Source organism: Octadecabacter algicola (assembly GCF_021532625.1).
Taxonomy (GTDB): domain Bacteria; phylum Pseudomonadota; class Alphaproteobacteria; order Rhodobacterales; family Rhodobacteraceae; genus Octadecabacter; species Octadecabacter algicola.
In genome coordinates this window covers 693,861-719,230 of the sequence record NZ_JAKGAR010000001.1, presented here as the reverse complement: position 1 = coordinate 719,230, position 25,370 = coordinate 693,861, and the positions used below count along the sequence as shown (strand labels likewise).

23 protein-coding genes and 1 tRNA gene are annotated in these 25,370 nt (G+C 55.3%); 10 read left to right on the top strand and 14 right to left on the bottom strand.

Features of this window, described 5'->3' with window-relative positions; all coding sequences use genetic code 11:
• Positions 1-15: 15 nt before the first annotated feature.
• The 3 genes from ligA (at position 16) to L0666_RS17235 (ending at position 4,587) form a co-directional block, all read left to right on the top strand.
• Entirely contained in the window at positions 16-2,268 is a 2,253-nt protein-coding gene (gene ligA / locus L0666_RS03450) for an NAD-dependent DNA ligase LigA (RefSeq protein WP_235258619.1), read from the top strand.
• Complete coding sequence (gene recG / locus L0666_RS03445; RefSeq protein WP_235258617.1) at positions 2,265-4,355, top strand: ATP-dependent DNA helicase RecG; 2,091 nt, start codon at positions 2,265-2,267, stop codon at positions 4,353-4,355. The genes ligA and recG overlap by 4 nt, the downstream gene beginning before the upstream one ends.
• 109 nt (positions 4,356-4,464) lie before the next feature.
• Positions 4,465-4,587, top strand: coding sequence for a hypothetical protein (locus L0666_RS17235; RefSeq protein ID WP_272492151.1), 123 nt, complete (start codon positions 4,465-4,467; stop codon positions 4,585-4,587).
• Positions 4,588-4,786: 199 nt separating this feature from the next.
• Here the strand turns inward: L0666_RS17235 and L0666_RS03440 are convergent, their stop codons facing one another.
• On the bottom strand, positions 4,787-5,239 hold the full coding sequence (locus L0666_RS03440; protein ID WP_235258615.1) for an iron-sulfur cluster assembly scaffold protein: 453 nt from the start codon (positions 5,237-5,239) through the stop codon (positions 4,787-4,789).
• 70 nt (positions 5,240-5,309) lie between these two features.
• Here L0666_RS03440 and hisI point away from each other — a divergent pair, with 70 nt between their 5' ends.
• Complete coding sequence (gene hisI, locus L0666_RS03435; RefSeq protein ID WP_235258613.1) at positions 5,310-5,672, top strand: phosphoribosyl-AMP cyclohydrolase; 363 nt, start codon at positions 5,310-5,312, stop codon at positions 5,670-5,672.
• Here the strand turns inward: hisI and gluQRS are convergent.
• Complete coding sequence (gene gluQRS, locus L0666_RS03430) at positions 5,669-6,547, bottom strand: tRNA glutamyl-Q(34) synthetase GluQRS (protein ID WP_235258603.1); 879 nt, start codon at positions 6,545-6,547, stop codon at positions 5,669-5,671. The two genes, hisI and gluQRS, sit on opposite strands and share 4 nt — an antisense overlap.
• Positions 6,544-7,890, bottom strand: coding sequence for a methylenetetrahydrofolate--tRNA-(uracil(54)-C(5))-methyltransferase (FADH(2)-oxidizing) TrmFO (trmFO, locus tag L0666_RS03425; RefSeq protein ID WP_235258601.1), 1,347 nt, complete (start codon positions 7,888-7,890; stop codon positions 6,544-6,546). Before trmFO ends, gluQRS begins: the two co-directional genes overlap by 4 nt.
• Before the next feature lie 181 nt (positions 7,891-8,071).
• Between trmFO and L0666_RS03420 the strand changes: the two genes are divergently transcribed.
• Positions 8,072-9,046 carry a YHYH protein gene (locus tag L0666_RS03420; protein WP_235258593.1) on the top strand — a complete coding sequence of 325 codons (975 nt, stop codon included), beginning with the start codon at positions 8,072-8,074 and terminating at the stop codon, positions 9,044-9,046.
• Position 9,047: 1 nt separating this feature from the next.
• On the opposite strand, the gene L0666_RS03415 is transcribed toward L0666_RS03420, so the two are convergent.
• The 4 genes from L0666_RS03415 to rocF form a co-directional block, all read right to left on the bottom strand.
• Entirely contained in the window at positions 9,048-9,254 is a 207-nt protein-coding gene (locus tag L0666_RS03415) for a hypothetical protein (RefSeq protein ID WP_049834405.1), read from the bottom strand.
• Positions 9,251-11,998, bottom strand: coding sequence for a DNA gyrase subunit A (gene gyrA / locus L0666_RS03410; protein WP_235258591.1), 2,748 nt, complete (start codon positions 11,996-11,998; stop codon positions 9,251-9,253). The genes L0666_RS03415 and gyrA overlap by 4 nt, the downstream gene beginning before the upstream one ends.
• A gap of 179 nt (positions 11,999-12,177) precedes the next feature.
• On the bottom strand, positions 12,178-13,221 hold the full coding sequence (locus tag L0666_RS03405) for an ornithine cyclodeaminase (RefSeq protein ID WP_235258589.1): 1,044 nt from the start codon (positions 13,219-13,221) through the stop codon (positions 12,178-12,180).
• A gap of 11 nt (positions 13,222-13,232) precedes the next feature.
• Positions 13,233-14,156 (bottom strand): arginase, encoded by a 924-nt coding sequence (rocF, locus tag L0666_RS03400; protein ID WP_235258587.1) that lies wholly within the window; start codon positions 14,154-14,156, stop codon positions 13,233-13,235.
• A gap of 103 nt (positions 14,157-14,259) precedes the next feature.
• Between rocF and L0666_RS03395 the strand changes: the two genes are divergently transcribed.
• The gene (locus L0666_RS03395) at positions 14,260-14,688 is read left to right on the top strand and encodes an Lrp/AsnC family transcriptional regulator (protein WP_235259550.1); all 429 of its coding nucleotides are present in this window, start codon (positions 14,260-14,262) and stop codon (positions 14,686-14,688) included.
• Here the strand turns inward: L0666_RS03395 and L0666_RS03390 are convergent.
• Both L0666_RS03390 and L0666_RS03385 read right to left on the bottom strand, forming a co-directional pair.
• Positions 14,685-15,131 carry a disulfide bond formation protein B gene (locus tag L0666_RS03390; protein ID WP_235258578.1) on the bottom strand — a complete coding sequence of 149 codons (447 nt, stop codon included), beginning with the start codon at positions 15,129-15,131 and terminating at the stop codon, positions 14,685-14,687. The two genes, L0666_RS03395 and L0666_RS03390, sit on opposite strands and share 4 nt — an antisense overlap.
• Positions 15,128-15,706 (bottom strand): YqaA family protein, encoded by a 579-nt coding sequence (locus L0666_RS03385; protein WP_235258576.1) that lies wholly within the window; start codon positions 15,704-15,706, stop codon positions 15,128-15,130. Before L0666_RS03385 ends, L0666_RS03390 begins: the two co-directional genes overlap by 4 nt.
• A 95-nt stretch (positions 15,707-15,801) precedes the next feature.
• Here L0666_RS03385 and ypfJ point away from each other — a divergent pair, with 95 nt between their 5' ends.
• Positions 15,802-16,647, top strand: a complete 846-nt coding sequence (gene ypfJ, locus L0666_RS03380; RefSeq protein ID WP_235258574.1) for a KPN_02809 family neutral zinc metallopeptidase — start codon at positions 15,802-15,804, stop codon at positions 16,645-16,647.
• Between the two features lie 96 nt (positions 16,648-16,743).
• Positions 16,744-16,829 (top strand) — tRNA-Leu (locus L0666_RS03375).
• A gap of 63 nt (positions 16,830-16,892) precedes the next feature.
• On the opposite strand, the gene L0666_RS03370 is transcribed toward L0666_RS03375, so the two are convergent.
• A complete protein-coding gene (locus L0666_RS03370) occupies positions 16,893-17,465 on the bottom strand; it encodes a nucleotidyltransferase family protein (RefSeq protein ID WP_235258572.1) in 573 nt (190 codons plus the stop codon).
• Complete coding sequence (locus L0666_RS03365) at positions 17,462-19,852, bottom strand: GcvT family protein (protein ID WP_235258570.1); 2,391 nt, start codon at positions 19,850-19,852, stop codon at positions 17,462-17,464. Before L0666_RS03365 ends, L0666_RS03370 begins: the two co-directional genes overlap by 4 nt.
• 136 nt (positions 19,853-19,988) lie before the next feature.
• Between L0666_RS03365 and L0666_RS03360 the strand changes: the two genes are divergently transcribed.
• A complete protein-coding gene (locus L0666_RS03360; protein WP_235258568.1) occupies positions 19,989-22,394 on the top strand; it encodes a GcvT family protein in 2,406 nt (801 codons plus the stop codon).
• A 1-nt stretch (position 22,395) separates the two neighbouring features.
• Here the strand turns inward: L0666_RS03360 and L0666_RS03355 are convergent, their stop codons facing one another.
• From L0666_RS03355 to hemB, 3 genes are all read right to left on the bottom strand, one after another.
• Positions 22,396-22,953 carry a lipid-binding SYLF domain-containing protein gene (locus tag L0666_RS03355; RefSeq protein ID WP_235258566.1) on the bottom strand — a complete coding sequence of 186 codons (558 nt, stop codon included), beginning with the start codon at positions 22,951-22,953 and terminating at the stop codon, positions 22,396-22,398.
• Between the two features lie 98 nt (positions 22,954-23,051).
• Positions 23,052-23,699 carry a hypothetical protein gene (locus L0666_RS03350; RefSeq protein ID WP_235258564.1) on the bottom strand — a complete coding sequence of 216 codons (648 nt, stop codon included), beginning with the start codon at positions 23,697-23,699 and terminating at the stop codon, positions 23,052-23,054.
• Positions 23,700-23,701: 2 nt separating this feature from the next.
• Positions 23,702-24,700, bottom strand: coding sequence for a porphobilinogen synthase (gene hemB, locus L0666_RS03345; RefSeq protein ID WP_235258563.1), 999 nt, complete (start codon positions 24,698-24,700; stop codon positions 23,702-23,704).
• Between the two features lie 156 nt (positions 24,701-24,856).
• Here hemB and L0666_RS03340 point away from each other — a divergent pair, with 156 nt between their 5' ends.
• Positions 24,857-25,345 (top strand): component of SufBCD complex, encoded by a 489-nt coding sequence (locus L0666_RS03340; protein WP_235258561.1) that lies wholly within the window; start codon positions 24,857-24,859, stop codon positions 25,343-25,345.
• Positions 25,346-25,370 lie beyond the last annotated feature (25 nt).

Sequence of the window (25,370 nt, the reverse complement as noted above, 5' to 3'; positions counted from 1 at the left end):
AACGGGGGGTAGGGTGTGACCGCAGAGATTTCGGTTGGTGATTTGGCTGAAAAAGAAGCCGCGCAGGAACTTGCGCGGCTATCAGCGCTTTTGGCGCGGGCAAACCAAGATTATCACCGAGCCGATGCGCCTAAGATTTCAGATGCTGAATACGATGCTCTCAAACGCCGCAATGCCGAGATCGAGGACCGTTTTCCGACGCTCAAGCGGGATGACAGCCCCAGCGAACAAGTGGGTGCGGCCCCGACCTCCGGATTTGGTAAAGTGTCCCACGTGGTTCGGATGCTTTCTCTCGGGAACGCGTTCAACGATGAGGATGTAACCGAGTTCGACGGTTCAATTTCCAAATTCCTTGGCGTCGGGGCAGGCAAACTCGCCTATACAGCAGAGCCCAAAATTGATGGCTTGTCCCTTTCATTGCGATACGAGAACGGGATTTTGCTACAAGCTGCCACGCGCGGTGACGGTGCGACGGGTGAAAACGTAACAGCAAATGCGCGGACGATATCGACCATCCCGCAAACCCTTTTAGGCGCGCCAGAGATCCTTGAAGTGCGTGGCGAAGTCTACATGTCTCATGCGGATTTCGATGCCTTGAATGCCCGCCAGATTGAGGCGGGCGACAAACCTTTTGCCAATCCGCGCAATGCAGCCGCGGGATCATTGCGTCAGCTTGATCCGACCATCACAAAATCACGCCCGCTTGAGTTTTTCGCTTATGCGTGGGGGGATTTGTCCGCGCCGCTCGCCGAGACGCAATCAGGCGCGATTGAGCGTCTTGGCGAGCTTGGGTTTCAGGTCAATCCGCTGACAAAACTGTGCGATGGGCCCAGTGAGATGATAGCTCATTACAAAACGATTGAGGCGCAACGCGCGACGCTGGGCTATGACATCGATGGCGTCGTTTACAAAGTGAATGACCTTTCTTTGCAGGAGCGTTTGGGCTTTCGCTCCACGACGCCACGCTGGGCGATCGCCCACAAATTTCCTGCAGAACTCGCTTGGACCAGACTTGAAGCCATCGACATTCAAGTTGGCCGCACGGGCGCACTCAGCCCCGTTGCGCGCTTGGCGCCCGTGACTGTTGGTGGCGTTGTCGTCTCCAATGCGACGCTACATAACGAAGATTACATTGCCGGGCGCGGCAATAAAGGTGAGGAAATTCGCGGCGGCAAAGATATTCGCGAGGGCGATTGGGTGCAAGTTTACCGCGCGGGTGACGTGATCCCCAAGGTGGCGGATGTGGATCTATCCAAACGGCCCGACGATGCGACCCCTTACGTGTTCCCGACCAAATGTCCCGTATGTGGCTCAGATGCGGTTCGTGAAGACGGGGACGCGGTTCGGCGCTGTACGGGTGGGCTGATTTGCGCTGCGCAAGCCGTTGAAAAATTGAAGCATTTTGTATCCCGTGCAGCCTTTGATATTGAAGGCCTTGGCGCGAAACAGGTGGAAGCATTTTATGAAGACGATCAGCTTTCTGTAAAAGAACCTGCTGACATCTTTACGCTTCAGCAGAGAGATGCGGCCAGTTTGGCCAAGCTTTCCAATCGTGATGGTTGGGGGGACGCGAGTGTTAAGAAACTGTGGCGCGCGATTGATAATAAACGCGAAATTGAACTGCACCGGCTGATTTTCGCACTTGGTATACGCCATGTGGGCGAAGTAACCGCCCAGGACCTCGCGCGACATTTCGGAAGTTGGGATGCGTTGCAACGGAATGTCGAAACGGCCCGGCCTGTCGCCTTGGCGCACCGCGCCGCCGATGATGCGGAACGGGTTGAACGGGACGTAGCCGCGCAAGCGGGCCGCAAGCCGCGCCTGTCTGAGGTCCGAAAGGCGGCAATCGAAAGGTGTGAAGTCGCTCTGGATGCTGATGCGGCTTGGTCGTTCCTGATTGATGCGGACGGGATCGGAGCAACGGTTGCGCTGTCACTTTCGGACGCCCTGGCGAACCCTGATGAAAGCGGCGCTATTACGCGTTTGATTGACCAGCTGACAACGATCATTCCCCCAAAGGCCCAAAGAACGGACAGCCCCGTTGCGGGCAAAACGATCGTCTTTACGGGGACGTTGGAACGGACAACACGAGCCGAAGCCAAGGCCCGTGCCGAAGGGCTTGGCGCAAAGGTGAGCGGTTCGGTTAGCTCAAAAACCGATCTTTTGGTTGCTGGCCCGGGGGCCGGGTCAAAGGCGACGAAAGCTGCCGAACTTGGGATCGAAACCTTGGATGAGGACGGCTGGCTGGCGCTGATAGCGGACGCATGAGCGGTCGGCCGGAGATACTCTGGCCGCTGTTTGCGGACCTCGAAACCCTAGACGGGATCGGGCCAAAGTCAGCGCAGGCTTTGGCTGGCGCGCACATCGAAAAGCCGCGTGACTTGCTGTTTACGCTGCCACATTCGGGTGTGGATCGCCGTCGCCGGGCCTCTATCCTTGAGGTTCAGGCGCCTGCGGTGTGCACGGTCGAAGTCACTGTCGGCAAGCATAACCCGCCAGCACAGCGAGGGCGGCCTTATCGGATCATGGTTGAGGATGCGCAGACCACGTTCCAGTTGGTGTTCTTTCGCGCCCACGGCGATTATCTGCGAAAACTGCTGCCGACAGGGCAACGTCGTGTCGTATCCGGAAAAGTTGAACTGTTTGATAACGTTGGGCAAATGGTGCACCCGGATCATATCCTCACACCCGATGACGCTGCGGACATTCCGGTATTCGAACCTGTTTACCCGCTGACCGCTGGGATAACGCAAAAGCCGATGTTCAAGGCCACGGGAGATGTTTTGGCCAAGGCGCCTGATCTGCCTGAATGGATTGACCCAGCTTTGCGCGCCCGAGAAGGTTGGCCGGAATGGAAGGCCGCTTTGCAGCAGGCCCATCGACCGATGTCGACCGCTGAACTGCAACCAACGGCGGCTGCGCGACAACGGCTTGCCTATGACGAGGTTCTGGCCCACCAGTTGACCCTTGCTTTGGCGCGCGCTCAGGCTCGGCGCGGCAAAGGGCGCGGCACTGTCGGTGATAACAGTAAACAGAAAAGGGTATTGGCTGCGTTGGAGTTTGCCCCGACAGGTGCCCAGACCCGCGCGGTCGGCGAGATCGCGGAGGACATGGGCAAGCCCCATAAGATGAACCGGCTTTTGCAGGGGGATGTCGGATCGGGCAAAACCTTTGTGGCGTTGATGGCTTTGTTGATCGCAGTTGAAGCTGGCGGGCAGGGCGTCATGATGGCCCCGACAGAAATTCTGGCGCGGCAACACCTTGAGGGCCTGCGCCCTTTGGCTGAAGACGCGGGCGTCGTGCTCGAAATTTTGACAGGTCGGGACAAGGGCAGCGATCGGGCGGCGAAACTTGCCGCACTCGTTGCTGGTGATATTCAGATCCTTGTGGGCACCCATGCGGTTTTCCAGAAGGATGTTGTTTTCAATGATTTGCGCTTGGCCATCATCGACGAACAACACCGTTTTGGCGTCGCACAGCGGATGGAATTGGGCGCGAAGGGGGACGCGGTAGACGTCTTGGTAATGACTGCCACGCCAATCCCGCGCAGCCTTGCGCTGGCGCAATACGGCGACATGGACGTCAGTATTCTAGATGAAAAACCTCCGGGTCGAACGCCTGTAACAACGGCCCTTGTGGCGACATCCAAACTGGACGCGGTGGTGGATCGCTTGCGGGCGGCGGTGGCTGAAGGGCGACAATGCTATTGGGTCTGCCCTTTGGTCGAGGAATCCGAGGTCAGCGACATGACCGCCGCAGAGGAGCGGTTCAAACGACTGCGTGCGGCCTTGGGCGAAGGCGTCGTCGGGCTTGTCCACGGTCAAATGCCGCCAAGTCAAAAAGACGAGGCCATGCGGGCCTTTGTGGCCGGCGAGACATCCGTGTTGGTGGCTACGACGGTCATTGAGGTCGGGGTAAACGTACCAAACGCTTCGATCATGGTGATTGAACGGGCTGAATCCTTTGGGCTGGCGCAGCTGCACCAATTGCGGGGCCGTGTCGGGCGCGGATCAGCGCAATCCACTTGTTTGTTGATGTATCAGGCACCGCTGAGCGAAAGCGGGCGTCAACGGCTAGAGATTATGCGCGAGACCGAAGACGGGTTCCGCATCTCCGAGGAAGACCTTGCAATGCGCGGCGCAGGCGATGTGATTGGCACGGCTCAATCCGGTCTGCCGCGGTTCCGCATCGCGGATTTGGAACGCCAGACGGCTTTGATGGCTTTAGCGCAATCTGATGCTCGAAAACTGCTTTTGGATGACCCCGACCTGACAACAGAACGCGGGCAAGCAGCGCGTGTTCTCCTTTGGCTGATGGAACAGGATAAGGCTGTTCGTTTAATTTCAGTGGGTTAGTGTCTGCGCGGGCATTTTGTTCACTTTTGTTCTTAAAAAGTTCTTGCTTTTAGATTTGGTTAATGAGAACAAAGAGGCAACAAAGAGAACATCATTGAGGAGCACCAAAATGGCTAAGGAAATCAAAAGCGTCATCGTTCGGTCATCTGACACGATCATTGCCGACGCCCTTGGAATGGTCGCTCTCGTTGTGATGATGTTTGCTGCGTTGAGCCTACCGAATTTTTTCTAACTGTCTGTCCAACCCTCGCGTTTCGTGCCGGTGCCCTCAGATCTCTGTCCCACCTGATCTGCTGACGTCCGACACTGCCTTGTCAAAGTACCGTCTGGGAAACTGCCTTTCCCGATTTCACCGGTCCCACACGAAACGCATATCTCCCGCCGCTTTCCACTGTCCCGGAAAGCGGCGGTTTTTTCTTTTGGGGTAGGGATCAGGCGGTTTTTGCGTTCCGTGCGTCGGCAATGGCGTCCAGCGTTGCGTCTAGTGTCAGCAAAATAGAGGTGTGGCGGTTTTTGTATTCGGCAGCGGGCCCCAAAACGCCAAGGCCATCAAAGGGCGCATCGGGTGCTGGGCCTCCGGACTTTAACATGGCGGCCAATTGATCGCGGCCCGATTGCACATCAGTTTCAGCGAGGCCGATGATGTTGTGACCCACCACAGAAGCAGCTGCTTGTCCTAAGGCGCAGGCTTTTACGTCTTGGCCGAATGCGGAAATTTTGCCGTCTTCTAGGTTTAGATCCACGGTTACGGTTGAACCACACAGGGGGGAGCGGCGTTTGGCGGTCCCATCCGGCATTTCCAATCGCTCGCGGTGGGGGATATCCGCAGCCATTCCCAAGATACGGGTCGAGTAGAGTTTTATAAGGTCGGTATCTGCGGTCATCTCAATTGCCTTTGCGGATCACTCCACCTAGATAGGGCCGCGCGCACCCATTGCCAAAGGAAAACATGTCATGAATTTCGATCCTTCAACATTACGTTATGATTCCAATGGTTTGATCCCATGCATTGCGCAGCAAGACGGCACGGGCGAAGTGCTAATGATGGCGTGGATGAACGTTGAAGCCGTTGCGAAGACATTAGAAACAAAGCGCGTCACTTATTGGTCGCGGTCCCGCCAGTCGTTCTGGATCAAGGGGGAAACATCCGGTCATACCCAAGAGTTGATTGATCTTCGGGTGGATTGCGACCGCGACTGTTTGTTGGCCGTGGTTAATCAGGTCGGGGCTGCGTGCCACACAAACCGGCGGACATGTTTTTACACGTCTGTCGTGGACGGAGAAGAAATCGAACTGATGAAACCGTTGAAAGACTAAAACCCGACCCACGCACGGATATCATCAGGGCTGGCGCCGTCTTGGCGGTACTTCGAAATAGCGCGTGCATCGTCGCGTTTGGCAAGGCGTTTGCCCGCGTCGTCGCGGATAAGTTTGTGGTGATGGTACATCGGCGTTGGCAGTTTCAGAATGCGTTGTAAAATAACGTGAATTTTCGTCGCCTCAAACAAGTCCTGCCCACGAACGACATGGGTAATGCCTTGTTTTGCATCGTCTAGGACCACCGACAGATGATAGGACGTGCCCATGTCGCGTCGTGCAAGTACAACATCCCCGATGGTCTTGATGGCGTCTTCCAGAGTGAATTCGATCAGTCCAGTTTCGCCGTTTGGGCCTTCACCGGTTTCGACGAACGAGAAGGTCTCAGCCCCCGTCAAAGCACTGCCGTGTTTGCGCGCAACGGCCTCTATCGACAAACGAATGGCGGTGTTCTCAGGGAATGGGACGGTACTGCCTTGGCAATGGTGTGCCCGACATGTGCCTGGATAGATCAACCCGTCGGGGCCATGCGACACGCCTTCTTGGGGGGCCGACATTGCGTTCTGTATGTCGCGGCGCGAGCAGGAACAGGCAAAGGCATAGCCATGGTTCCATAGCCAACGCAGTTTGTCGTGATAGACCCCGAGACGATCCGACTGGCGCATCACAGGTTCAGGCCACCAAAGGCCAAGCCATTTCAAGTCGTCGAATATTTGCGTTTCCCATTCGGGGCGTGCGCGGGATTGGTCAATGTCTTCAATTCGCAGCAGAAAATCACCTCCAGCCTCAAGCGCCATGTCATATGCCAAAAGCGCGGAATAAGCGTGGCCAAGGTGCAGTGGCCCTGTGGGGGATGGCGCGAAACGTGTAATCATATGTTTGATGCGTCGAGCCAACCTTGCCAATCGAGTTTAGCGCGGTCGGTATAGGCCTTGTAACGGTCCTTGCGGCCCCGTCGCCCACCCTTGAGGCCCTCAACAGGGGGGAACAGCCCGAAATTGACGTTCATGGGTTGGAATGTCTTGGCCTCAGCACCACCAGTGATATGCGTGACCAAGGCGCCTGTGGCGGTCGTGTCTGGCACGGCTCCCAAGGTTTGACCCTTCATTTCTGCAACAGCAAGGCGGCCCGCAAGAAGCCCCATTGCAGCACTTTCAACATAGCCTTCAACGCCTGTGATCTGGCCCGCAAAGCGGATGTTTGGCTTGGATTTCAGGCGCATTTGATCATCGAGCAAGGTTGGCGAGTTCAAGAATGTATTGCGGTGGATACCACCTAGACGGGCGAAACTTGCATTCTCGAGTCCCGGAATACGTTTGAAAACATCGGTTTGCGCGCCGTACTTCATCTTGGTTTGGAACCCGACGATGTTGTAAAGTGTGCCAAGCGCGTTATCGCGGCGCAGCTGGACGACAGCGTAGGGCTTGTTTTCAGGGTCATGCGGATTGGTCAAGCCGACAGGTTTCATCGGTCCAAAGCGCAATGTTTCACGGCCTCGTTCGGCCATGACTTCGATTGGTAGGCAGCCATCAAAGTAACCGGCTGTTTCACCTTCTTTAAATTCAGCTTTATCGGCCTCCAGCAGAGCGTCGATAAAGCCCTCATAATCGTCCTTGCTCATCGGGCAATTGAGGTAGGCAGTGCGTTCTTCTTCGGTTTCGCCCTTATCATAGCGCGACTGCATCCATGCTTTGGTCATGTCGATGCTGTCATGGTAGATGATCGGTGCAATGGCATCGAAGAACGCGAGGGCTTCGGCGCCCGTTTCGGCGGCAATCGCTTCAGCCAGCTTACCAGATGTAAGTGGCCCGGTCGCAATGATCCATTGACCGTCGTCTGGAAGTGTATCGATTTCTTCGTATGAAACCGATATGTTAGGGTGTGACGTTAATGTTGCCGTCACGGTCTCAGAGAACGGATCGCGATCCACTGCCAATGCACCGCCAGCAGGAAGTTTGTGCTTGTCTGCTGTCGTCATAATGACCCCGCCAGCGGCGCGCATTTCCCAGTGCAGCAGGCCCACGGCGTTCTGTTCGTCATCATCCGAGCGGAAAGAATTGGAACAAACCATCTCCGCGAGGTTGCCCGTACGGTGGGCGAAGGTTTCCACCTTGGGGCGCATTTCGTGGATGACCACTTGAATGCCTTGATTGGCCGCTTGCCAAGCGGCCTCTGATCCGGCCATTCCGCCGCCGATGATGTGCAATGTATTTGTCATGGGGCTGACTTAGGCGCTTGGTGTCCTATTGAAAAGAGATGAATTGGCTCTTGCGCGTGGCTAGCTTGGGTCGGCATCCTTAGATCAGGATAGAAAATGAAAGATAAGCGACCAAATCGCACGCGCGGCACGTACCATAAAAGTTACCCATAAAAGTTACGGCAATTGGATAAGGTTCAACATGAGACGACTTCACTTAGGATTGATCGCGGTTCAGGCCATACTAATTGCCCCGCAGGTGGCCTTTGCCCATGACGATGCAGAGCATTGCGAAGCCGTGCGGCTCTCTGTGTCCGAGGCGGGGTTCTTGGATTCTGTATCGGTTAGCTGTGTCGGTGGCAGTGCAATTATAAGTTCAGACACCTATCCCGATCATGAGTTGATGACAGGCATCGTTGCCACGAACGAACAAGTTCCGGTACCAGCAAAAAGTTACGATGCGCCCATTCCATTGCAGCCTGTCCTTGGAGATACGGCGCAAACGCGCGACGCGGCGCTTGCAGTTGCAGTGAATGGTGTACCGATTTTCGACTATACAGGCGGCGGTGAGATGACTCAGGATGACTTGCTTCATTACCAATCACAGCATGATACTTTAGCGACCCAGCAGCTTGATATTTGTGGCGGCCACGCAGGGCGTGGTGATGATTACCACTACCATGTTGCACCGACTTGCATGATCGAGCAGATGAAAAACGCCGGCGATGATGCGATCATTGGCTGGGCGTTTGATGGGTTTCCGATCTACGGCGACAAGAACCCCGATGGCTCCGAGATCGCCGCAGGGGACCTTGACCTCTGTAACGGCCAACCCGATGAAACCTTTGGCTATCGCTATCACACGTCGCCAGAGGCTCCGTATATCGTGCAATGTTTGATGGGTGAGGTCGCTAACCTGCGTGATCTTCCGCGCACTGCGCCTTTAACATCCGCGGCAGGGGGCGGTGGCATCGAACCTGGCCGTCCGCCGCGCGGTGGTGTCGAGGATCTGATCTTCACTCAATCGCCGGACGGGGCCCGCAGCATGGATTACACTTATGAGGGTGAAGCCTATTACATGCGGTATTCACCCAGTGAGACCGCTGGGTGTTACAACTTCGAAACTCGAACCGTGACCAACGGTGGCGCGCTCGTTTCCGAAGAATACTGCCGCTAGGTTAGCTGCGCTTTTCAAGGGCCGCAGCGATGCGTTCGACCGCTGCTGTCTGACGTTCGGCCAATTCCATCTGCTTGCGCTGGTTGGCTTCGATCCGCTCGTTCGTCTTTTGCATCCGCTTGCCCCGTGGAATTCCCACCGCGACCATGAGGCCCAAAAGGGCGATCATGATCGTGAAAGCGATGGGAAGAAAGATATCGGGGTTCATTCGTCTGCTGAATCCTCGGCTTCATCTTCGTCGGCTTGATCCGCAATATACGCAACAGAAACAACGACTTCGTTCTTGCCTGTATTGAATACCTTCACGCCACCGGCGGACCGGCTGCGGAACGAAATGCCTTCTACTGGAACGCGGATCGACTGGCCCTTGGAAGTGGCGAGCATGATCTGGTCATCGAGTTCCACAGGGAAAGACGCGACGATTTCACCACCGCGCATTGCCTTATCCATGGCAGTAACACCCATGCCGCCACGTCCGCGAACGGGGTAATCGTGGCTTGACGACAGTTTACCTGAACCGCCATCCGTGATCGTCAGGATCAGGTTCTCGGCTGCCGACATTTCTGCATAGCGTTCTGTCGTAATGTCACCGGCTGGCGCTTCTTCATCTTCGACTTCGGCGTCATCGGCCAGACCCGCCATAGCACGTCGCATCTTGAGGTAGGCGGCGCGTTCGTCGGCTTCCGCTTTGAAGTGGCGGATTACGGACATGGAAACGATCTTGTCGTCACCTTGAAGCTTAATGCCACGCACCCCGAGGGAATTGCGGGAGTTGAAGACGCGTACATCCGTACTTGGGAAGCGGATCGCGCGGCCCGAGTTCGTCACAAGCATAACATCATCATCGTCTGAGCAGATGCGTGCGTTGATCAGCTGTACGCCTTCGTTTTCGCCCTCGAACTTCATCGCGATCTTACCGTTGCGCATAACGTTGGTGAAATCGGACAGCTTGTTGCGGCGTACGGTACCTGCGGAGGTGGCAAAGACGATTTGAAGATCGTCCCATTCTTTTTCGTCGCGATCCACCGGCATGATGGCCGCAATCGAAACACCTGTCGGGATCGGCAAGATGTTGACGATGGCCTTACCTTTAGACGTGCGCGACCCTTGGGGCAGGCGCCATGTCTTGAGCTTGTAGACCATGCCGTCTGTCGTAAAGAACAACAGCTGCGTATGGGTGTTGGCGACAAACAACTGTGTGACGACATCGTCTTCTTTTAAAGACCCGCCAGAGATGCCTTTGCCGCCGCGTTTTTGCGCGCGGAAATCGGCCAGTGCGGTGCGTTTGATGTAGCCGGATTCTGTAACCGTCACTACCATGTCTTCACGCTCGATGAGGTCTTCGTCTTCCATATCGCCAGACCAGTCAACGATCTCGGTGCGACGTGGAACCGCGAACAAGTCTTTGCATTCCTGAAGTTCGTCTCGGATGATCCCGAGAATACGATCACGAGACGACAGAATAGCGAGGTATTCTTTGATCTTGCCAGCGAGTTCTTCCAACTCGTCCGTGACTTCCTTAACGCCGATCTGTGTCAGGCGTTGTAGGCGCAATTCAAGGATCGCACGGGCCTGAATTTCGGACAGGTTATAGGTGCCGTCGTCGTTGGCCGTGTGGGTTGGATCATCGATCAGCGCGATGAATGGCAAGATTTCTTCGGCAGGCCACGCACGGGTCATCAGTGCCTCACGTGCGGCAGGCGCATCTGCGGATGCACGAATGGTTGCAACGACTTCGTCAACGTTGGACACAGCCACAGCCAAACCACACAAGACGTGGGCACGGTCGCGGGCTTTGTTCAATTCAAACGCGGTGCGACGGATAACAACATCTTCGCGGAAATCGAGGAAGGAGGTTAGGAAACGGCGCAAAGTGAGCGTTTCAGGGCGACCGCCGTTCAACGCCAACATGTTACAGCCAAAGCTGGTCTGCATAGGCGTAAAGCGGAACAACTGGTTTAGCACGACTTCGGCTGTGGCATCACGTTTAAGTTCGACCACGACGCGCACGCCATTCCGGTCTGATTCATCTTGTACGTGAGCGATGCCTTCGATCTTTTTGTCGCGCGCCGCTTCTGCGATGCGTTCTACCATGGTGGATTTGTTCACCTGATATGGGATTTCTTCGATGATGATGGCCCAGCGGTCCTTGCGGATTTCCTCGACCTTGGTCTTGGCGCGGGTCACAACAGAACCGCGACCTTCTAGGTAGGCTTTGCGCGCACCGGAACGGCCCAACATGATGCCACCCGTCGGGAAGTCAGGGCCAGGCACGTATTCAATCAGTTCCTCAGACGTAAGATCAGGATTTACGATCAGAGCCAAAGTGGCGTCGATGACTTCGCCCAGATTGTGGGGCGGGATGTTGGTGGCCATACCAACCGCAATACCGCCAGCACCGTTAACAAGCATGTTGGGGTAGCGGGCAGGAAGAACCGTGGGTTCGCGGTCTTTGCCATCATAGTTGTCTTGGAAATCGACGGTATCTTTGTCGATATCGGCCAACAAGTAGGCCGCCGGTTTATCCATGCGGACTTCGGTATAGCGCATCGCGGCGGGGTTATCGCCGTCCATGGAACCAAAGTTGCCCTGACCGTCCAAAAGCGGCAGCGACATTGAGAAATCTTGGGCCATCCGCACCAAGGCATCATAGATCGCGCTGTCACCGTGCGGGTGATATTTACCCATAACGTCGCCCACTGCACGGGCGGATTTGCGGTAAGGTTTGTCGTGGGTGTTTCCGCCTTCATACATCGCATACAAAATGCGGCGGTGAACCGGTTTTAACCCGTCGCGAAGGTCGGGAATCGCACGAGAAACGATCACTGACATGGCGTAATCGAGGTAGGACGTTTTCATCTCGGCGGTGATCGAGATTTGCGGGCCGTCATACGCAGGGCGCTCAGGCGGCATTTCTTCTGTTGTTTCAGGGGTTTCTGGAGTGTCGCTCATGTCGTGTGCCCGTCCGATTCGCCGCATTGTGCGGGTTCTATATTTAGTTGAGGACAGACTATCAGAGGCTAGGGGTGGTGCAAACGTTTAAGGAGCGATTTTACCAAAGCAAATTCGATGAGACGGGGCCAATCTTTGTGGCCCCGAACTAAATGCGCATTAAAGGTCCGCAGCCATCGCTATTTGGCGCGGTTAAGCATGCCGTAAAGATCGCGCGGATCATCCGGATCGGCGAGCATATCAAGGTCGATGTAGAAATCGGTCCCTTGGATAGCATCCAGGATGCACCTCAGGGCTGAGAAGTCTTCGATAGCGAAGCCAACACTGTCAAACAGGGTGATCTGTTTGTCGGTTTTACGTCCTTCAGTGCGCCCGGCAAATACATTGTGCAATTCTGTGACGGGGTGGTCTTCAGGTAGGGCCTGAATTTCACCCTCAACGCGGGTTTGGGGCGGGTATTCAACGAAAATGTCGGAACGGTGCAGGATATCGCTGTGCAGTTCGGTTTTGCCCGGACAATCGCCGCCGATTGCGTTGATATGCACACCTGCGCCGACCATGTTGTCGGTCAGGACTGTCGCGTTTTGTTTATCTGCCGTGCAGGTGGTGATGATCTGGGCGCCTTGCACGGCGTCTTCGGGGGTGGTGCAGGAAGTGATGTGCAGTCCTGAACCCGCGAGGTTGGCTGCGCATTTCTGAGTTGCCGCCGGATCGCTGTCATAGAGGCGCACATGGGTGATACCGCAGATTGCTTGAAACGCGCGGCATTGGAATTCGGATTGCGCGCCATTGCCAATCATCGCCATGGTTGTCGCACCCCTGGGAGCGAGGTGTTTGGCAGCCAGCGCAGACATTGCAGCTGTGCGTAGGGCGGTCAGAAGTGTCATTTCGGAAAGCAGCACCGGATAGCCGGAATGGACATCGGCAAGTAATCCGAAGGCGGTAACCGTTTGCAGGCCTTCAGCAGTGTTCTTGGGGTGGCCGTTAACGTATTTGAAACCATACATCTCACCGTCCGATGTCGGCATCAGTTCGATAACACCAACGTCAGAATGGGACGCAACGCGTGGGGTTTTGTCAAATTGATCCCAACGCAGAAAGTCTTGCTCGATTGTATCCGCGATGCGTGTGAGCATGCTGTCCAGCCCGTTAGTATGAACCAATCGCATCATGTTTTCTACAGAAACAAACGGCACGAGAGCGAGGTTTGAAGGAGATTGCATGGAGGTTTTCCTTAGACGAAAGAACGTGTTGGACGGTCAAAGACACGGCGTCCCATGAGCGATGCTGTGAGATCGACCATCAGAGATGCGGTGCGGCCGCGCTCGTCCATGAAGGGATTGAGTTCGACCAGATCGAGGGAGGTCACACGACCAGAGTCGTGGAGCATTTCCATGATGAGGTGGGCCTCGCGGAGGGTTGCGCCTCCGGGTACGGTGGTGCCAACTGCTGGGGCGATGTCAGGGTCGAGGAAGTCCACATCCAAAGAAACGTGTAGCAGTCCGTCTGCGGCAACGACACGGTCCAGAAAATGTGCCAGAGGTGCGCGAATGCCGAATTCATCAATGGCGCGCATATCTGCGATGTGCATATCCGTGTCCGCAAGTGCGGCGTGTTCTTCTGGATCAACAGATCGCAGGCCAATCATACAGATGTTTGCTGTCGGGACTGGGTTGTTGACCACAGGAAAGGCGTCAAAGCCATCGCGGCCTGTGAAATAGCCAACAGGAGTACCGTGCAGGTTGCCGCTGCTTGTGGTGTCCGGTGTGTGGTAGTCTGTGTGTGCGTCCAGCCAAAGAACAAACAAAGGCTTGCCGACGTTCGCCGCGTGATCGGCGATCCCCGTCACAGTACCAAGGGCCAATGAATGATCCCCACCTAGGAAGATCGGCAATCCTTTGGGCGCGGCTTCAACCGCAGCATTATGCAGGGTGCGTGTCCAGCCAACGGTTTGCGGCAAGGCAACAAGGTGATCGTGATCTGGGATATCTGTGGTTTCAGCGGAGAGGTTGCCGTTGTCTATAACATTGCAACCAAGGCCCGCTAACGTCTCTTCAAGGCGTGCGGTGCGGTAAGCGTCCGGCCCCATGATGCAGCCTTTGCGGTCTTTGCCGCTGTCTACGGGGGCTCCGATGAGGATGATGTCTTGCGCGGTCATGGGGGACTCCTGTTGTTTTGACCATCATTGCGGGGCTTGATTGATCGCGATAGCCCGCGCATTGTCCAAAATGAGCGAAGATTGTACAAAATGGATAGCTGTAATGGATGAAATGGACAGTAAGCTGGTTAAGGCGTTGCAGCGTGACGGTCGCGCCAGTGTGTCCGAGCTGAGTGCTGATTTGGGCGTGACACGTGCAACAGTGAAGGCGCGGATGGATCGGCTTCGTGACAGCGGTGAGATAGCGGGTTTCACGGTTGTGACGCGCAGTGATGTTGCTGCCCATGCGGTGCGCGGGCTTATGATGCTCGGAATTGAGGGGCGTGGCACAGAAAAAGTAATGCGCACGTTGACGGGCATGGTAGAGGTGCAGGCCGTTCATTCCACGAATGGAACGTGGGATCTCATCGTCGAGATCGGAACCGAGACTTTGGATGCTTTGGACGAAGTGTTATTCCGCATCCGCCGTTTGGACGGCGTTACGCGATCGGAAACGAGCTTGCTGTTAAGTACGCGGCGGGCAGGGCGTTAGCGCCGTGCCGCTGCAATCCAAATAGCGGCCAACCCAAACGAGATCAGCGCGTTGTAAGATGCCATAGACAGGCCCAGAAGCGACCAGACAACATCGTCGCACATCACAATAGGTGCAATGTCAGTGCTAAGGAGATCGCCGCTGAGCGCTCCGCCGCCTGTGCAGCTTGTCGGGCCTTCCCACCAGTCACGTTCAACGCCCGTGTGATAGAGACCAATGCCACCAGTAATAAGCGCGGCAATCGCGCCCAAGATCGCAAGCTGCGTTTGTAACCGCCCCAACAGAACCGCCAAAATGCCAATCACAATCACGACCGCATGAGGGTAGCGTTGCCACAGGCACATCTTGCAGGGCGGGTAGCCCATGAATTGGAACATGAAAGCTCCGGCGAGGAGGGCAAAGCTACCAAAGGCGGCGAGGGCGATGAGTTTTGGTTTTGTCATAGGTACCGCACTAAGAAGAAACCGCCGACCAACACAACGCAAAAAAGCGTGAACATGAGGCCAAGGCGTTTTTCGATGAAATCACGGATTGGGGCGCCGAATTTCCACAACAAACCCGCGATGATAAAGAACCGCAAGGCGCGGGCGATGATCGATGTGACCATAAAGGTGCCCAGTGGCATCGCCGTCCAGCCAGACATGATCGTGATGACCTTATATGGGAAGGGTGTCAGGCCTGCGATCAAGACCGCCCAGAACCCATAATCGTTAAACTGCGTGCTGAATTCTTCCATCGAATGGGCTTTGCCCAAGGATTCCAGGATAGGCTGGCCAATGGATTCAAAAGCAAACATCCCGATGCCATACCCAAGGAGTCCGCCCAATACGGATGCCACAGTCGCAATACCTGCGATCAAGAAGGCGCGGCGCGGGGTCGCGATGATCATAGGGATCATCAGCAAATCCGGCGGAATCGGAAACACAGAGCTTTCGATAAAGGCTACAAATGCCAACGCCCAAAGTGCGTAGGGCGATGTCGCGAGGGACAAGGTCCAGTCATAGAGGCGTCGGATCATGTGGTTTACCTTAGGTCTGCTCTTATTTGTTTGGTTTCTTAGGCCAGAGAGAGGCGATATGGTCAACCGTAGTATTATGCAGAGGATGTGCAGTCATGAAATGGCAAGGTAGACGCGGCAGTAACAATATCGAAGATCGACGCCGTTCTGGCGGTGTGCGCAAAGCGGGCGGCATCGGCGGTCTCGCAGGGGTCTTGATCCTGCTCGCAGGTATGTATTTCGGGTTTGATACGTCAGGTTTTGTTGATTTAGGCGGCACACAGGTGCAGTCCAGTGGCGAGATAACCGAGGCGGATGAACGTGCTGCACAGTTTGTGTCTGTAACACTAGCGGACACCGAAGAAATCTGGGCCGAAGTGTTTCAGACACAGATCGGTGAAACCTACGCTGCGCCGACCTTGGTGTTGTTTAAGGGCGCGACGCAGTCGCCTTGTGGCGGGGCAACCGCGCAAAGTGGGCCATTCTATTGCCCCGCAGACAGCAAGGCCTATCTGGATACAGATTTCTTTGTGACCATGGAACGCCAGCTTGGTGCCGGTGGTGATTTTGCGGCCGCTTATGTGGTTGCTCATGAGGTGGCACACCACGTCCAAAACGAACTTGGTATTCTCGGGCAGGCCAACCGCATCCGCCAACAAGTAAGCGAGGTCGAAAGCAACGCAATTTCCGTTCGTTTGGAATTGCAGGCAGATTGTTTGTCCGGTGTTTGGGCGCGTTATGCCCAAGAACGGTTCAACAGTTTGGAACGCGGCGACATAGCCGAAGCGATGAACGCAGCCGCCCAAATTGGCGATGATACGTTACAGCGTAATGCAGGCCGAACGGTGCAACCGCACACCTTTGAACATGGCACATCCGCGCAACGTCAGCGGTGGTTTCAAACAGGTTATGACACCGCGCAAGTGGCAGCTTGCGATACGTTTTCCACGAACGATCTTTAGGACGGAATGCAAAAGGTGAAATTGCGGCGTTGACGTCCCCGAATGGGACGGCTATTGCACGCCGCATACCAATGCAGCCCACATGGTTGCATGCGTGCCGGTGTGGCGGAATGGTAGACGCAGGGGATTCAAAATCCCCCGATGGTGACATCGTGCCGGTTCGAGTCCGGCCACCGGTACCACTTTAAAGGGGAAGGCACGCACCCCTGATACGACCCTCCAATAAATGCTTGGTTTTGATACGCTTATGAACGGGCGCGGTAGGCGTTCCAGTCTTGGGGCGTATCCAGATCAAGCCGCGCTCGATCCCCCTTTAACGCAACGAATTCGATGTCTGCCGCACGATGCGCCAAAAGGCCGGATGCACCGCGATCCCCGGAAATCGTCAAAAGATCATTGAATTCACTGGCGGCGAAATAGGTTGGATGGCCTGCGCGCCCGTCTTCGGTCATGGCGCGCAGGATTGGCGCATCCGATTGATGTGCTGCAGATTGGATCAACGCCAAATCATCGGCAGTGATGTCTGGCATATCCGCAGGCAGAATCATGACGCCTGTGGTGGTCGCGGGCAGGGCGGCAATCCCTGCCTTTATGCTGTCGCTCATCTGGCCGTCTACGACGATCACTTGCACCGCTGCTGGCAAGATATCGTTTCTTTTATGGCTGAACGAGGGAAGCGTGACGTAGGTTGGTCCGGCGGACAGCGCACGTTTGGCCATGACCTGCAAAAGTGGTGCGCCACCGACATCTTCTAGCAGTTTGTCGCGCCCGCCCATGCGTGACGACGCACCCGCCGCGAGGAGGAGCGTTGCGATCATCCGCGCAACCGCGCGCCGTCGGCGTCAAAGATGGGATCGGTAATGAGGGTTGCAGGGCGCATATTGCCTAATATCTCGATCTCGACCTTGAGACCAGCGTGGGCTTGATCCTTGGGCACCAACCCAAAAGCAATGGATTTGCCCGTGTGATGGCTAAACCCACCCGAGGTACAAAATCCTTGGACGGTGCCATCAATGAAGATAGGTTCATAGGCTGTGACATCGGCATCGATTGCATCAACCTCGAATGTGACAAGCTGACGGGTAGGTTGCTCCGCTTGCGCTGCTTCCTTTCCGATAAAGTCCTTATCCCATTTGATAAAACGATCCATGCCTGTTTCAGCCGCTGTATAATCAGGTGAAAATTCGCGCATCCAGGACCCAAAGAAACGATCAAGTCGAAGCGACATGATGGCGCGCATGCCAAACAAGGAAAGGCCCAAGGGCTGACCTTCTGTCCACAAGGTTGTCCACAGGGCGCGTTGATCCATCGGGTCACAGTAGATTTCATAACCCAAATCACCTGTATAGCTGACCCGATTGACGGTGCAGGCGGTCTGGCCAATGGTCATTTGTCTTGCGTCTAAAAACGCAAGGTTTGCACCATCTCGAGTGCAACGTTTCAGCAGATCGCGAGCGCGCGGCCCCGCAATGGAAAAGCCATTCAATTTATCGCTTATATTTTCAATAGTTACGCCGTCGTCTTGGTGCATTAAGAACCAGCGCAAGTGCTGGGCTTGCGCTCCGTAGGACGCGGTGAGGATGAATGTGGTCTCGTTCAGACAGGAAACTGTGAAGTCACCCATCAATTTACCCTTGGGCGATAACATCGGCGTAAGTGAAATGCGCCCAACTTTTGGGATACGACCGGCCATTATCCGGTCGAGCCATTGGCGCGCACGCGTACCTTTAACGCGAAATTTTCCAAAGTTATGCACTTCGGTAATGCCAACTGCATTGCGCAGGGATTTCACTTCTCGCGCGACGGCTGCAAAAGCGTTGGATCGGCGAAAAGACGGGGCTTCGAACGTCGGTTCGTCGCCTTGCGCGAAATAGTTCGGCACTTCCAATCCGTATTGATGCCCCCAGACAGCACCATGCTCTGTGAAGATGTCATACATCGGGGTCGTCCGGTGGGGTCGCGCAGCGGGAAGTTCTTCGTTGGGATAAGCAATGGAAAACCGTTTCTGGTAGTTCTCAACGACTTTTGGCCGCGTATACCCCGGTGTGATCCAATTACCAAAACGTGCCACATCCATGGCTGTCACATCGCGTTCGCATTCACCCTCAACCATCCACTGGGCCAGCATCAATCCAACGCCGCCGCCTTGGCTGAACCCTGCCATTACACCGCACGCAGACCAATAGCCCTGCACACCAGGAATAGGGCCCACCAAAGGGTTCCCGTCCGGCGCAAAGGTGAACGGGCCATGCACTACAGATTTCACACCCGCGCGGGCCAATGCCGGAAAACGTTTGTAAGCAAACTCAATGCTGTCTTCGATCTTATCAAGGTCGTTAGGCAGCAATTCAGCGCCGAAGGACCACGGCGTGCCGTCAACAGCCCAAGGCCGACACGGTTGTTCATAAAACCCAATGCAAAGCCCGCGACCTTCTTGGCGAAGATAGCTTTCACCAGCGGGGTCCATCACATGGGGATGTTCGCTGTCACGTTCGACAATTTCGGGCACATCATCGGTAACAATATACTGGTGTTCCATCGGGTGTAGCGGCGCATAAATTCCTGCCATGGCGGCGACCTCGCGGGCCCAAAGCCCGCCCGCATTGACCACGTGTTCCGTATGGATCGTGCCCTTATCCGTTACCACATCCCATGTGCCATCGCCACGCTGGGTTGTCGCCGTTACCATGCAGTGGGTTACAATCTCAGCGCCTCCCATGCGGGCCGCTTTTGCATAGGCGTGGGTTGTGCCGCTTGGGTCCAAATGTCCATCAAGCGGATCGTAAAGCGCGCCAATGATCCCATCCGTATTTGCAATTGGTGCAATCATTGCGATCTCATCTGGGCCGATGATTTCAGTCTCAAGCCCCATGTAGCGATGCTTTGCGCGTTCCGCGACCAGCATATCAAACCGATCCTTGTTGTCGGCCAAGGTTACACCACCCACGTGATGCAACCCGCAAGACATGCCAGTGAGCTCTTCGAGTTCTTTGTAAAGCTTGATGGTATAGCCCTGAAGCGCGGCCATATTGGTGTCACCATTTAGCGTATGAAACCCGCCAGCGGCGTGCCACGTGGACCCGCTGGTTAGCTCCGCGCGTTCCAACAGCATCACGTCAGACCACCCGAGCTTGGTCAGATGATACAGTACGGACGCCCCAACGACGCCTCCACCGATGACAACGACACGCGTGCTGGTTTTCATAGATATCTCCTTTGTTGGGTTCAGGCTATTTTTGAATGATCTGCAGGGGAAGGCCATTCGCGACAGTAAATGTCGCCTTGCGGCAAACCATGGACTGTTATGGCTTTCAGTCTGGGGTCAACAAAAGGAGAGTTTCATGCGTTCCCATGCCCAAGCCGTTATTATCGGAGGCGGCGTTATTGGATGTTCCATCCTGTATCATCTGGCAAAACTCGGTTGGACAGATGTTGTTTTGTTGGAACGCGATGAACTAACGAGCGGGTCCACATGGCATGCGGCCGCTAATATTCATGGGCTGCACGACAGTACGAATATCTCGCGAATTCAGCATTATACGATGAATCTCTATAACGAGCTGGAGGCCGAGACGGGCCAGTCCTGCGGTGTGTTTCAACCGGGCAGCCTGTATTTGGCGCAAACCGAAGAACGCGAACACCAGCTTCGCCTGCAAGAAGCTAAGGCCAAGTTTTACGGCATGAACTTCCACGAAGTGAGCCGCGATAAAGCGCAAGAGCTGCACCCGATGGTCAATTACGATGGCATCCGCTGCATTATGTATGAACCAGACGGGGGTAATGTTGACCCATCTGGCGTGACCAATGCCTATGCCGTCGGAGCCCGTCAACGTGGCGCGGAAATAATCCGCTTTTGCCCCGTCACAGCGACGGTTCAACAACCTGACGGCACGTGGATCGTTGAAACTGAAAAGGGCAATATCGCTGCCGAATGGGTTGTCAACGCCGCGGGCCTTTGGGGGCGCGAAGTGGGCAAAATGGCTGGGATCGAACTGCCGTTGCTGCCAACCGAGCACCAGTATTTCGTCACCGAAACCATCGCGGAAATCGCCGCGATGGATCGGCGTTTGCCATCAGTCGCGGATCGAGACGGGGAATATTACTTGCGCCAGGAAGGTCAGGGCCTGCTTGTTGGGGCCTATGAAAAGGATGTTCGGTTCTGGGCTGAGGACGGTACTCCGCAAGGGTTCGGCCATGAGTTGTTCGCAGACGATCTGGAACGCATCGAGGACAACATGATGCGCGCCATTGATCGTGTCCCCGCGGTTGGTGAGGCGGGGATCAAACGGGTCATCAACGGCCCTATGATTTGGTCACCCGACAGCAATGTGTTGTTCGGCCCGCACCCTGATCTACAGAACTATTTCTGTTGTAACGGCATCATCCCGGGGTTCAGCCAATCTGGTGGCATGGGGCTTATGGCGGCGGAATGGATCACCAAGGGTGAGAGTTCATATGATATGTTCGCATGGGATGTGGCGCGGTTCGGAAAGTGGGCCGATGCGAAATTTACCAAAGCGCGGGTTGGGGACCAATATGCGCATCGTTTTAAGATCCATTTCCCGAACGAGGAACGTGATGCAGGACGTCCGGTACGCGTTCGTTCTGTTTATGAGCAACAAAAGGACATGGGCGCCGTGTTCGGGCTCAACTACGGCTGGGAACATCCGCTGTATTTCGACAAGGAAACGCCAGAAAGCGCGGGTTTCACGCGTCAGCCTTGGTTTGATAGCGTTGGGCGTGAGGCCAAGATGCTGCGGCAAGCTGTTGGAATTATTGATATTTCAAACTTCGCAAAATACCGCGTTGCGGGGGATGGGGCTGAAGGGTGGTTGAACGCAGTGTTTGCGAACAACATGCCGAAATCTGTCGGGCGATCCTGTTTGACGCCACTGATAGGTGTGAATGGCGGCATTGCAGGGGACTTTACGGTCACCCGTTTGGATGAGGACGAGTTCTGGATCATTGGGTCCGGTATGGCGGAACGGTATCACCAGCGGTTCTGGAAGATGGTGCCGATGCCAGACAATGTTTCCTTTGAAAGCATGACAGAGAGTTGGTGTGGATTTAATGTTGCTGGGCCTTCGTCCCGTAAGGCACTGCAAACGCTAACGAATACATCCTTGGATACGACCAATTTCCCGTTCATGCGTTCCAAATGGTTGGATATTGTAGGAATACGCTGTCTGGCGCTGCGCGTATCCTTTACGGGCGACTTGGGGTGGGAAATCCATTGTAAGGCCGAAGATCAAGCCGCTGTTTACGCCGCCTTGTTGCAGGTCGCCAATGGCGAAGGAGGCGGTCCGGTCGGTAGTCGCGCTTTGATGTCCCTTCGGGTCGAAAAAGGCTACGGATCTTGGGGGCGTGAGTATTCGCCTGAATACTGGCCACAGGAAGTCGGCCTTGATCGACTGATAAAATTGGATAAAGATTTTTTACATAAAAACAAATACCTGCAGGTCGAAAGCAATGCGCCACGCGAAGTTTTGTCATTGATCCATGTACGAGACGTCACAACGGCAGACGCTACAGGCGGCGAACCAATTTTTCTGCCAGACGGCACGCCGGTTGGGCGCGTAACGTCTGGTACGTTTGGATACTCGGTCGATATGAGCTTGGCGCTTGGCTATTTGAAAGACACACCAACTGGCACCGAGGTGGATGTGATGATCCTCGGAAAACCGCATCGCGGTGTGGTTTTGGCTGAGCCGCCCTTTGATCCCAAAGGAGAGCGGCTCAGAGCATAATTTATGGAATGATGCGCGTGTATTTGGTGCCCTCGATGGTGGCACCAGCGCGAAAGCCAGCTTGAGCAAAAACAACAGCAATCACTGGCGCCAGCGAGGTTGTCGTTTCCGCGCGAAGGGTTTGGCCGTCATCGCGCAACGCATATTCAATGTCGGCACCGGCAGCCCAACCGTTTGCACGGCGGAAATCTGTCAACGCTTCTTCGGTCATGAAAAACAGTACCGTAGAGAATTGCTGTGCGCCGATTTGAAGGCCCGCACTGGCGGCAGCGGAAGAATAGTAGTCAACCGTCGTTTGCCCGATGCGCAGTGCACCGCGCCCGTAAGAACCGCCAAGGCCAAGGCCGGCTTCGGTTATAACGGGCATCACCAGCATGCCGCTGGCCTTGTTGGCCAAATCGCGGGTGCCTGGATATGTGTCGTACATAAAACTGATTGTGCTTTCGACGCGGCTGTCGATCACAGCGGCTCCATTGCCGCCGATGCCGTTGCCACAGGCCGAAAGGGTGGATGTCGCCAGCGCAGAAAGCGCAAAGCTGCGTCTTGTAATTAGGGTCATGTCTGTCTCGCCTCTAGGATCGGGGTTTTTCCCCGTTATGCGCGTACTATAGGCGGTATTTCGCGTTCTGTCAGCAGCTAGATGCAGGGCGGCGAGAATTAGCCCTTTTTGATCCATACGGTGAGCGGGCCGAGTGAGGTAAACCCGATAGCTACAAATGGGGCGGGGTCCGTTTCATAACCGACCAAACTGTCGCCTACGGGGAGATCGCTTAGACCATCGAGGACGCGGGTTGGCGAACCGAACAGGTTGGAAATGCCTGTGACGCCGTCCTTATGCCGGTTCGTAATGACACCTTCATGAAAATCGGGTGTTGCGCGCATTTGAATGTCAGTTCGTGCTAGAATGTCCGGTGTAAAGTTGGCTTTTGCGATCGGGTTTCCGGAATCCCATGCATCTAGCCAAGCTCGCATGCTCAATGCATCCTCAACACGATAAAGGGGTCGCCCTGTCACGGGCGTTGGCGCCCGTGCAATCCAATGGGCATTAACCACAGCGGTAAACCCCATTTGTGAAAGATCGAGCGTCGCAAAGCTATCTTTGACCCCAGCACCAACGGGCAATGTGTCGATATGAGCAATCGTCCGGTCGTCTAGCTTGGGCTTGTGGGTAATAACGCTCGGAAAGTACGGACGTGGTGCGCCATAAAATAGGGTGGCGCAACCGTGAGAGTGCGCTTTGATACCAAACTGTGACAGCACTGTGCGACACAAGTGAACATTGTTGTCGATGGCAGTGTTGAGCATGCCTAGCCGTTCAACAGCTTGGCCGCTGCCGGAGCGAAGTATGTCAGCACGCCATCACAACCAGCGCGTTTGAAGCCCATAAGGCTTTCCATCATGACGGCATCTCCGTCCAGCCAGCCATTGGCGGCCGCAGCTTGCATCATCGCGTATTCGCCGGACACTTGGTACGCAAACGTCGGCACGCCGAATTCAGTTTTCACGCGGCGCACGATGTCGAGGTAGGGCATACCTGGTTTGACCATGACCATATCGGCGCCCTCAGAAAGATCACGTTGCACCAGTCGCATGGCCTCGTCTGTATTGGCGGGATCCATTTGATAGGTGTTCTTGTCGCCTGTCAGCGCAGAGGACGCGCCAACCGCATCGCGAAACGGTCCATAAAACGCGGAAGCATATTTCGCGGTATAGCTCAGGATGGTGACGTTCTGGTGGCTTTCGGCCTCAAGTGCTGCGCGGATCGCACCGATACGGCCGTCCATCATGTCAGATGGGCCAAGGATGTCTGCGCCACATTTCGCTTGTGTAAGCGCCATCTTGACCAAGGCGTCTACCGTACGGTCATTGATGATTTGGCCATTTTCAACAAAGCCGTCATGGCCGTTGATATTGTAAGGATCCAGCGCGATATCCGTCATGACAGCCATCTCGGGTACTGCTGACTTAATCTCACGGATTGCGCGATTGGCGATGTTGTCCGGTGACCATGCCAGCGCGCAGTCTTCAGTACGTTGTTCCATCCCCGTATATGGAAACACGCAGATTGCCGGAATGCCAAGACCATAGGCTTCTCGGGCGGCGGCCCCGATGCGGTCGACCGTGCGGCGCATGACGCCTGGCATGGATGCGACTGGTTCCTCAGCATCGGTGCCTTCCATGACGAAAACCGGCCAGATGAAATCGGACGGCGAGAGCGCGTTTTCACGGACCATTGCGCGCAACGCAGGGCTTTGGCGTAGGCGGCGCAGGCGCGCGTTCGGGAAGGGGGGGACGACAGGTTTCATATGCAATCGGGCCTTTCTGGTCACACCTATGTGCTGCCATGGAATTCGTCGCTTCACAAGGCTGGGCATTGGCGCACGTCACGGTTAGGTTGCGAGAAAATCAACTCAGGCTGCCGCACCGTGAATTGGACAAATACTCTTTTTGAAGTCATCGACATGCGATCGTTCAGTAACCTTTGGTACTGGATAGCGCTGGCCGTTCTGTGGTCGTCGGTAAGCCATTGGGTTTTGGGTGTCCCGTTTGACATGATCCAGAAGGCCCGCAAGCTTGGTGATCAAGCCGAGTCCGACCTGCAAGACATGGTACGCATCAATGTTAATCGCTTGTTATATATCGGGCAGGTGTCTGGCCTTGTTTTGTTGGTTTTTTTGGCCTTTGCGCTGACCTCATTGGGGATTATGGCGTTCTATTATGACGTTGAATTTGCTCAAGCCGTATTCTTGTTGGTTTTTCCGATGTCCTTGGTTGGGGCGCTTAGTATGGCGACAGCAAACGTCATCGCTCGTGAACAGCCTCAAGGCGAAGCCCTGTTTGCGCGGCTAACAAAGCATCGCGTTATTACCCAGTTCATCGGCATGTTTTCGATCTTTGTGACGGCGATGTTTGGGATGTATCAAAACCTTGCCGTTGGACCGGGTTTTTAATTGCCGTTCTAGCGGTTGACACTCG

Bases quoted from the DNA above. Each gene is read 5' to 3' on its own strand.
- rocF (WP_235258587.1), bottom strand. From the start codon at position 14,156: ATGACCGCGCAAGACATCATCCTCATCGGAGCCCCCGTAGACAGCGGC.
- L0666_RS03350 (WP_235258564.1), bottom strand. From the start codon at position 23,699: ATGCTCAACACTGCCATCGACAACAATGTTCACTTGTGTCGCACAGTG.
- L0666_RS03415 (WP_049834405.1), bottom strand. From the start codon at position 9,254: ATGAACCCCGATATCTTTCTTCCCATCGCTTTCACGATCATGATCGCC.
- L0666_RS03365 (WP_235258570.1), bottom strand. From the start codon at position 19,852: ATGAAAACCAGCACGCGTGTCGTTGTCATCGGTGGAGGCGTCGTTGGG.
- gluQRS (WP_235258603.1), bottom strand. From the start codon at position 6,547: ATGATTACACGTTTCGCGCCATCCCCCACAGGGCCACTGCACCTTGGC.
- L0666_RS03355 (WP_235258566.1), bottom strand. From the start codon at position 22,953: ATGACCCTAATTACAAGACGCAGCTTTGCGCTTTCTGCGCTGGCGACA.
- ypfJ (WP_235258574.1), top strand. From the start codon at position 15,802: ATGAAATGGCAAGGTAGACGCGGCAGTAACAATATCGAAGATCGACGC.
- L0666_RS03405 (WP_235258589.1), bottom strand. From the start codon at position 13,221: ATGCAATCTCCTTCAAACCTCGCTCTCGTGCCGTTTGTTTCTGTAGAA.
- trmFO (WP_235258601.1), bottom strand. From the start codon at position 7,890: ATGACAAATACATTGCACATCATCGGCGGCGGAATGGCCGGATCAGAG.
- L0666_RS03390 (WP_235258578.1), bottom strand. From the start codon at position 15,131: ATGACAAAACCAAAACTCATCGCCCTCGCCGCCTTTGGTAGCTTTGCC.
- L0666_RS03385 (WP_235258576.1), bottom strand. From the start codon at position 15,706: ATGATCCGACGCCTCTATGACTGGACCTTGTCCCTCGCGACATCGCCC.
- gyrA (WP_235258591.1), bottom strand. From the start codon at position 11,998: ATGAGCGACACTCCAGAAACCCCTGAAACAACAGAAGAAATGCCGCCT.
- L0666_RS17235 (WP_272492151.1), top strand. From the start codon at position 4,465: ATGGCTAAGGAAATCAAAAGCGTCATCGTTCGGTCATCTGACACGATC.
- L0666_RS03395 (WP_235259550.1), top strand. From the start codon at position 14,260: ATGGATGAAATGGACAGTAAGCTGGTTAAGGCGTTGCAGCGTGACGGT.
- hemB (WP_235258563.1), bottom strand. From the start codon at position 24,700: ATGAAACCTGTCGTCCCCCCCTTCCCGAACGCGCGCCTGCGCCGCCTA.
- hisI (WP_235258613.1), top strand. From the start codon at position 5,310: ATGAATTTCGATCCTTCAACATTACGTTATGATTCCAATGGTTTGATC.
- recG (WP_235258617.1), top strand. From the start codon at position 2,265: ATGAGCGGTCGGCCGGAGATACTCTGGCCGCTGTTTGCGGACCTCGAA.
- L0666_RS03420 (WP_235258593.1), top strand. From the start codon at position 8,072: ATGAGACGACTTCACTTAGGATTGATCGCGGTTCAGGCCATACTAATT.
- L0666_RS03440 (WP_235258615.1), bottom strand. From the start codon at position 5,239: ATGACCGCAGATACCGACCTTATAAAACTCTACTCGACCCGTATCTTG.
- L0666_RS03370 (WP_235258572.1), bottom strand. From the start codon at position 17,465: ATGATCGCAACGCTCCTCCTCGCGGCGGGTGCGTCGTCACGCATGGGC.
- L0666_RS03340 (WP_235258561.1), top strand. From the start codon at position 24,857: ATGCGATCGTTCAGTAACCTTTGGTACTGGATAGCGCTGGCCGTTCTG.
- L0666_RS03360 (WP_235258568.1), top strand. From the start codon at position 19,989: ATGCGTTCCCATGCCCAAGCCGTTATTATCGGAGGCGGCGTTATTGGA.